At 29.3% G+C, this 6989-nt stretch carries 10 protein-coding genes and 1 tRNA gene; 9 read left to right on the top strand and 2 right to left on the bottom strand.

Going from position 1 to position 6989, the window contains the following annotated elements:
• The first annotated feature begins 58 nt into the window (after positions 1 to 58).
• Together EKM01_RS12855 and EKM01_RS12860 are read left to right on the top strand one after the other, a co-directional pair.
• A tRNA-Asn gene (locus EKM01_RS12855) sits at positions 59 to 132 on the top strand.
• 226 nt (positions 133 to 358) lie between these two features.
• Positions 359 to 1564, top strand: coding sequence for a site-specific integrase (locus tag EKM01_RS12860; protein ID WP_126768598.1), 1206 nt, complete (start codon positions 359 to 361; stop codon positions 1562 to 1564).
• A 50-nt stretch (positions 1565 to 1614) separates the two neighbouring features.
• On the opposite strand, the gene EKM01_RS12865 is transcribed toward EKM01_RS12860, so the two are convergent.
• Both EKM01_RS12865 and EKM01_RS12870 read right to left on the bottom strand, forming a co-directional pair.
• Positions 1615 to 1824, bottom strand: coding sequence for a helix-turn-helix domain-containing protein (locus tag EKM01_RS12865; protein ID WP_126768599.1), 210 nt, complete (start codon positions 1822 to 1824; stop codon positions 1615 to 1617).
• Positions 1825 to 2066: 242 nt separating this feature from the next.
• The gene (locus tag EKM01_RS12870; RefSeq protein ID WP_158616103.1) at positions 2067 to 2300 is read right to left on the bottom strand and encodes a helix-turn-helix domain-containing protein; all 234 of its coding nucleotides are present in this window, start codon (positions 2298 to 2300) and stop codon (positions 2067 to 2069) included.
• A gap of 88 nt (positions 2301 to 2388) precedes the next feature.
• Here EKM01_RS12870 and EKM01_RS12875 point away from each other — a divergent pair, with 88 nt between their 5' ends.
• The 7 genes from EKM01_RS12875 to EKM01_RS12905 all read left to right on the top strand — a co-directional run bounded on the left by EKM01_RS12875 (position 2389) and on the right by EKM01_RS12905 (position 6965).
• Positions 2389 to 3120, top strand: coding sequence for a hypothetical protein (locus tag EKM01_RS12875; protein ID WP_126768601.1), 732 nt, complete (start codon positions 2389 to 2391; stop codon positions 3118 to 3120).
• Positions 3121 to 3187: 67 nt separating this feature from the next.
• The gene (locus EKM01_RS12880; protein WP_126768602.1) at positions 3188 to 4024 is read left to right on the top strand and encodes a hypothetical protein; all 837 of its coding nucleotides are present in this window, start codon (positions 3188 to 3190) and stop codon (positions 4022 to 4024) included.
• 35 nt (positions 4025 to 4059) lie between these two features.
• Positions 4060 to 4482 carry a hypothetical protein gene (locus EKM01_RS12885; RefSeq protein ID WP_126768603.1) on the top strand — a complete coding sequence of 141 codons (423 nt, stop codon included), beginning with the start codon at positions 4060 to 4062 and terminating at the stop codon, positions 4480 to 4482.
• A gap of 26 nt (positions 4483 to 4508) precedes the next feature.
• On the top strand, positions 4509 to 4925 hold the full coding sequence (locus tag EKM01_RS12890; protein ID WP_126768604.1) for a hypothetical protein: 417 nt from the start codon (positions 4509 to 4511) through the stop codon (positions 4923 to 4925).
• A gap of 2 nt (positions 4926 to 4927) precedes the next feature.
• The gene (locus EKM01_RS12895) at positions 4928 to 5677 is read left to right on the top strand and encodes a hypothetical protein (protein WP_126768605.1); all 750 of its coding nucleotides are present in this window, start codon (positions 4928 to 4930) and stop codon (positions 5675 to 5677) included.
• Between the two features lie 97 nt (positions 5678 to 5774).
• A complete protein-coding gene (locus EKM01_RS12900) occupies positions 5775 to 6578 on the top strand; it encodes a hypothetical protein (protein WP_126554058.1) in 804 nt (267 codons plus the stop codon).
• 93 nt (positions 6579 to 6671) lie between these two features.
• Positions 6672 to 6965 (top strand): hypothetical protein, encoded by a 294-nt coding sequence (locus tag EKM01_RS12905; protein WP_126768606.1) that lies wholly within the window; start codon positions 6672 to 6674, stop codon positions 6963 to 6965.
• Positions 6966 to 6989 lie beyond the last annotated feature (24 nt).

Consider the following 6989-nt stretch of genomic DNA (forward strand, 5'->3'; position numbering starts at 1 on the left):
ACTTCATTAATAAGCACACAAAAACGTTCATTTTTTACCAGAATAAAAATATACAGTTTCCTTCTTAGCTCAGTTGGTTAGAGCATCTGACTGTTAATCAGAGGGTCCTTGGTTCGAGCCCAAGAGAGGGAGCTTTTTAAAAAGACTTTACAGTGATGTAAGGTCTTTTTTGTTTTAAAGCTGTAGTGAAAACGGGACTTCACGGGGATTCAGGAGATAAGAGAGAATTTTTGATTTCTGTCAACTTGCCAACTTATTTTGCAAAAAAGGGTGACTATAAGGTGACCATCTAAATTTTAAAGGTGACCCCCATTTTACTAATTGTAATGCCAATTGTTTAACTCAAACACAATTGGAAATGAACCAAAAAAAAGTGACCATCTTATTCGTAATAAGTGGCGTAAAGACAAACTCTAAAGGACTATGTCCCCTTTATTGTAGAATCACTCTTAACAAAGAGCGAAAACAATTCTCTACTGGACTATTTGTAAACCCAAACTACTGGGAAAACAAACTTCAAAAAGTAAGCCTACAAGACACAAACTACAAATTTATTAATGCTCAGATTGAACAAGTCCAAATTAAGATAAACAACATTATTTTGGTATTTCAACTTCAGGGCGAAGATTGTACTATTGATAACATCTACAAAACATTCGTAGGTGTAGAAATCAAAAAGAAGGAATTTGTCCTTTCCTACTACAAACAGTATCTAGCCAAAATCAAAAAACTCGTAGGATTAGAAATCAAAGACAACACCTATAACAAATTCGTTTACGTTGGAAATCATCTGGAAGCATTCCTGAAATGGAAATTTAAAAAAACAGATTTTCCTTTAGAAGAATTGAGTCTACAGTTTTTAGATGATTTTGATTACTATTTAAAGACAGAGAAGAAACAAGAACAAATTACTATCAACAAAACCATTCAAAGGCTTAGAACCCCAATAAAACAAGCTATTTCAGAAGGATATTTAGACAGAGATCCATTTATACTTCACAAGTCTAAAACAGTCCGTAAAACGGTTATATTTCTTACTACAGAAGAACTCAAAACCCTTGAAGAAGCAGTATTGCAACAAAAAAGATTAAGCACGATTCAAGACTTATTCATATTCTGTTGTTATACAGGACTAGCCTATAATGAAATGGCAAATCTTGAAAAGAAGAACATCCAAATAGGTTTTGACAACATTAACTGGATTCAAATGAAGAGAGAGAAGACACAACGTCAAATCTCCATTCCAATACTTCCTAAAGCTCAAGAAATTATTGAGAAATACTCAACTGATAGTAACCGCATATTCCCATCAATAAGCAATCAAAAATTCAATTCATATTTAAAAGAGATTGCAGATGTAACTGGAATTGAAAAACGTCTTACGCACCACATTGCCAGGAAAACATTCGCTTCAACTGTTCTTCTCTACAATGATGTTCCTATGGAAATAGTATCAGAACTACTAGGACATTCTAATATGGTTATTACACAGGAGAGTTATGGAAAAGTAGTACAGAAGAAAGTAAGTGAAGCAATGAGAAGTCTTTCAGTGAAATTAAAATAAGATTTTATCCTGATTCAACATAAATTTTTGTTGGTCAGGATACTACCCACTTATTTAAAAAGTTCTATTACATCAACTTCTAAAGCATTGGAAACTATTTCAAGGGTTGAAAGAGTTGCATTAGCTCTTCCCGCTTCTAATCTGGACATATTGCTCTTCTCAAAGTTACACTTTGCAGCCAAATCTTGTTGAGATAAACTTTTCTCAATTCTGATTTCCTGAATACGTTTACCAACCTTTATTTGTAAGGAATTTTCCAAATCTTAATTATCTTTTATGATAAGTCAAAATTTGTTCTATATTTGATTAATGTGGTTATCGTAAAAGATAACTGTGTTTTATTTTCACAGAATGTGGAAAACCGTAATGGAATGATTTTTAAAACAAATTACTTTGTTAACATATCACTAAAAGTGGGTATTGTGGAAAGAAAGTAATACACGTTTCTTTGTTAGTAAAAGAAACTAGCAAAAGTAATATAGGTTTGTTTTTAATTTAAAATTTAAGGAGTATCAAAAACAAACAGTTCAGAAACATCAATTTTTAAGGTTTTGGAAATAGCATATAAAGTAGTAACAGAAGTATTAACAATACCTCTTTCAATTCTGCTGATTTGGGAAATTTCAACACCAAGTTCATTTGCAAGTTGTTCTTGAGTGAATCCTTTTGCTAATCGTAATTGCCGAAGTTTGTTTCCGAAGTTTGTTAATGTGCTTTTTTTATCTTGATTATCCACGAAATAAAATTCGTTGAATAAAGCAATAATGCTATAGGCATATTTGCCTATATTTGAAAATAGAAATGATTTTAAAATTAATATGAAAATGAAAAACCTCTCTATCTACAGAACAATGTTATTATTTGGAATTCTAATGTTGAACTCTTGTAGCTCAAATACTGAAACAGAAACTAAACCAGTTGTTTCGGTCTTTGTAAAAACAATTGTACAGACTCACAGTCCAAATGACATTGAAACGATTAGTCATATATATGATGGAAATAAAATAGTGAGTAGAAAAAATGATGGAGGTTTTGTCTCCAACTACTCATATACAGGTAATGTGATTACCAAAATTGAAGAAAGGGTGAATAATAATTTTCAAAGTTCAAAAGAATATACTTATGTTGATGGAAAAGTTGCTACAAAAGTTTGGAAACGAAATTATGACGGCACAAACTCTTACACATATACATATAATTCTAACGGCACCGTTTCTTACAAAAGGACTCAGCCTACCGGAATGAATACAGGTGTATTGACTATTACAAATGGGAATATAGTGAAAAACGAGGTGTTTTATAATGGTTCGCTTTCTAATACATATACTTATGAATATGATGCTAAAAACAATCCTTTTAAGAATGTCTTAGGTTTTAATTTGTTACTTGAAACTGATGAAGAAATGTTTTCTCCAAATAACATGATTCAAGATGGCGGAGGTTCTCCTACATTTAATTACATTTTAAAATATAACGTAAATGGTTTTCCAACGGAAAAAAAACGTTCCGATGTTAGTTCGGGAGGCTCAGATGAGCTTACTCAATATTTTTACTGAAAGGATAATACAATGTAAAATAGATTCTGAAACAGAATATAGAAATCAGAAACAAATTCAAAATTATATGAAAAAGACAATTATTTTAATACTAATTATTCTATCTACAAATTTTATTTTATCTCAAGAAAAAATCGAAGATAAAACTTATGATGACTTTTTTAAAGCTCACGAAGCTCTGAGTAAAAATCCTAATGCAGCTTATGGTAAAGGTAGAATTAATGCCCCGCAAGCACCTTTATTTAGAGGTGAAAACACTGGTTTAGGTAATTCTAAATATGATAAAGATATTATTTGGGATGCCGACATAGACCCCAATGATGTACAAGGTTCTATAAAAAGATTTCGAGATGGAAAACGACAGGAAGAAGCTGCAGTTGTCGCAAAATATGTTGGGATTGGAATTGCATTCATTTTACTGGTATTTTTACTTCGTTACTTTATAATTAGAGATAACAAAGATGAAGACGAAGAAAATATGATTAATGAGGAGATACCCCATAAGATTTGTAAAAATCAAAAAACTAATAAAAATAGTTTTGTGAATTCAGTGATAGAAAAAGAAGAATCTTATCTAGAGAAAAACGAAGGAAAGATTGAGGTTGAAATTCTAGAATCCCAAATTACATTTTTAAATGAAATTATTACTAATCGAAACGGCAAGGCTGTATGTGAAAAATTAAAAGAAAATTTAAAAGGTGCAAAAACTAAAAAAATGTTACCAGAAGAATCATTTGAGATTATCAATAAAAAAGCAGTAATCAAAAGAGTAACAAAACTGATGTTGACAGGTATTAACGAAGAAACAGCATTGCTGAAAACGAAAATTGATTTAATGGAAGAATTAAACAAAAAGACAAATGAAACTATCGAAGACCTTTTAAATAACTTCTATAATTCATAATCTTCAAATTAAAAAATAATCAAAAAAATAAAATTATGATTTGGACAATAATAATACTCGTTGTTGCATTTATTTTAATAAAATTCTTTATTGAATTAAGTAAGGATAAAGATGATTTGCAAGGGCAAACATTAGATAAAAAATTTAATGTAATAATAAATATGCTAAACGATGTAGTGTTTAATGGGAATGGTGCTATAACTAAGATAGACAATCGTGAACTAAATTTATACGAAGTGGGAACAAATCAACTAGTCAAATTACAATACAGCACGGGAAGCTTAACTATAGATTGGAGATATAAGTATTATCAGAAAGAAATAGTTCATTCTAAACAATACAATAACGTGAGGAATCTTAGCCTTTTTGAACAACAGAAAATAGCTAAAGCATTTATTGATGAAGGATTATATAAAATTGAAATACACAAACTAAGCGTTAGTAGTGATATTTTCTAAAAACAGTAAAAAATAAATCAATTATTATGAAGAAAATTATTTTGATATTAATATCATTATTATCTCTACAATCATGTAAAAATGACGGCAGTGAAATTGAAAAATTAAAAGAAGAAAACAAAACTTTAAAAGAGCAGATAATTGATAAACCCGTTAATGTTCCAAAATATGTTTGGACTGTGATAACTTATAAAACTGGTAGTATTCATGAAGACGGAAATGGACAACGTATGAAGAATATTAAAACAAAATCTTCTTGGACAGATATTATTGAAGTCCCTAATTTTGATTATACAACAAAACTAAAAATGCAAGACGAATTTGAATCTCAAATACGCCAAAAAAATTCAATTTTTTTACATTCAATTTTAAAAAGAGAAACTTATGAGTTTAGTAGCTATGTAGAAGCTAGTGAATTTAAATACAAAACTATAAACAAATAATTATGAAAAAATTCCTGATCTTACTACTAATATTTAGTAACTGTAACCTTTCAAGCTGTGGTAAAAACGCAAATAACAATGATTTAAAAAAAGAAAATTTAAAAGGAAACATTATTTCAGTAAAAAAATCACTCTATAAAGTAACCGAGAAATTTGGTGAACCAGTAAAAGGTGAAGAAGATTGTTTTGATCTAGATGTTTGCGAAGTAGTTACAAAATATAATGATTTAGGTAATGAAATTGAATTTTCAGAATATAATAGTTACGGCATTAGTTTTATTACTAAAGTTAAATATAACGAGAAAAATCAAAAAATAGAACAAAACCGCTATACACCAGTGGAAGGTAAACGAGTTATGCAATTCAAATTAAAATATGATTTGAATGGTAACTGCATTGAAGAAAGTAGTGATGCTGGCTATATGGTAAAGAGAGAATATGATGAGAATAATAATTTGAAAAAAGAACTAATTAAAGATTGGCAAACAAAAGAATTTAATGAAACGGCTTATTTTTATAATGAAAAAAATGAATTAATTACCGAAAAATATTCTCAAGGGAAAACAGAATATACTTATTATGACGATGGCAACATTAAAGACGTTATTAATTACAACAAAGATGGTAGCTTACAAACAAAAGGAAGTTACAACTACAAATATGACGAACGTAAAAATTGGACTGCCCAAATTGCATATCAAAATGGAACACCTGTTTCTTATGTTGAAAGAATAATTGTATATAAAAACTAAAAAAAGGAACTGGAATTAAATAAAAGCAAATCTTGTGTCATTTTACTGGAAGTAGACCTGATATTTAGGAAACGCAAGATGAGAAATATAATAAAAAATGGTACAAACAGAATTAAGCAGCATCGTAAAACGATTAAAAAACCATACTGCTTCCCTCGAGAAATCAAATATCCTTGTTGATAAACCTTGGACTATTGTAGACAGAGACAATGAGATACAGAGGTTAATTTTTAAAAAAGATAAAACACTAATTCTATCAAAAAACGGTCAGGCACAAATAGGGAAATGGGATTATTTTCCTGAGGCCAAATCATTACTAATTGACAGAATTTCAGATAAAATCCTATGCAATGAAGCATTTATTGACGAAGGGGTGTTAATTTTAAAACTAGATGGAACAGACAATCAGTTTTTCACTTTAGCAAATGAAAATGTAATTCCAGATTTAGATATTGGAAATTATTTGAATAACATTCGTCGGGAAAAATTATTTATTGTTGAGCAAAAACTTGTTGATGGCAAAATTTTTGAAATAGAAAGATCATATTATTTAGCAGAAGTAGAAATTGGAAATAAAGTATCTATAAACAATGAGGTTATTAAAGACGGCTCATATCAAATAAGCAACGAAAAAAAAATATATGAAGTCAAAAACAATACAATAATACAGATTTTTACAGTTAACATTTACAAAACTTCTTCTGAAACAGAAATTACAGTACATCAAAAAAATTACTGGGAGATATCAAAAGGTGACAGCGTTTTTATAAACTCTGAAATTGCAGAAAGTCAATCATTAAAACTTACGAAAGGGAGGATTTTATTAATTCATGATGGTAAAATTAACCAAATTAAATGGAAAACAATTTTTCATAATTTACTGTATTTATTTCTGCATTAAACTCTTACTAAACTTCTTAGTTAATTGGGCATTTAATCGCAATGATACTAATGTCATGGGGTGATTATGCTTTTAAAGTTACAATATAAAAACATGGGACAAATATTAAATGCCAACTGTAGAATTTGCAAATTTGAAACAGATTTTAAATATGGTGGAGGACGATTAAATTACCTTGAAAACTGCCCTGTTCCGGCAATAAACAAAGAAACTGGACACTTTGAAAGCGTGAACTACATTAAAGAGAAAAACAATCCACTCTATCTATTTTATACTGACAAGCAATTAAAGGGTGATAATGGCAACAATAGTATCTATCAAAATTTTACTTTAGTGCAAATTCCAGTGATATTGACCACCCAATTCCAATTTAAAGTGAGCACCTGATTCCAATTCAAAATGACCACCTAA

Origin of the sequence: Flavobacterium sp. RSP46 (assembly GCF_003984825.1) — a bacterium.
In the GTDB taxonomy this organism is placed as follows: Bacteria; Bacteroidota; Bacteroidia; order Flavobacteriales; family Flavobacteriaceae; genus Flavobacterium.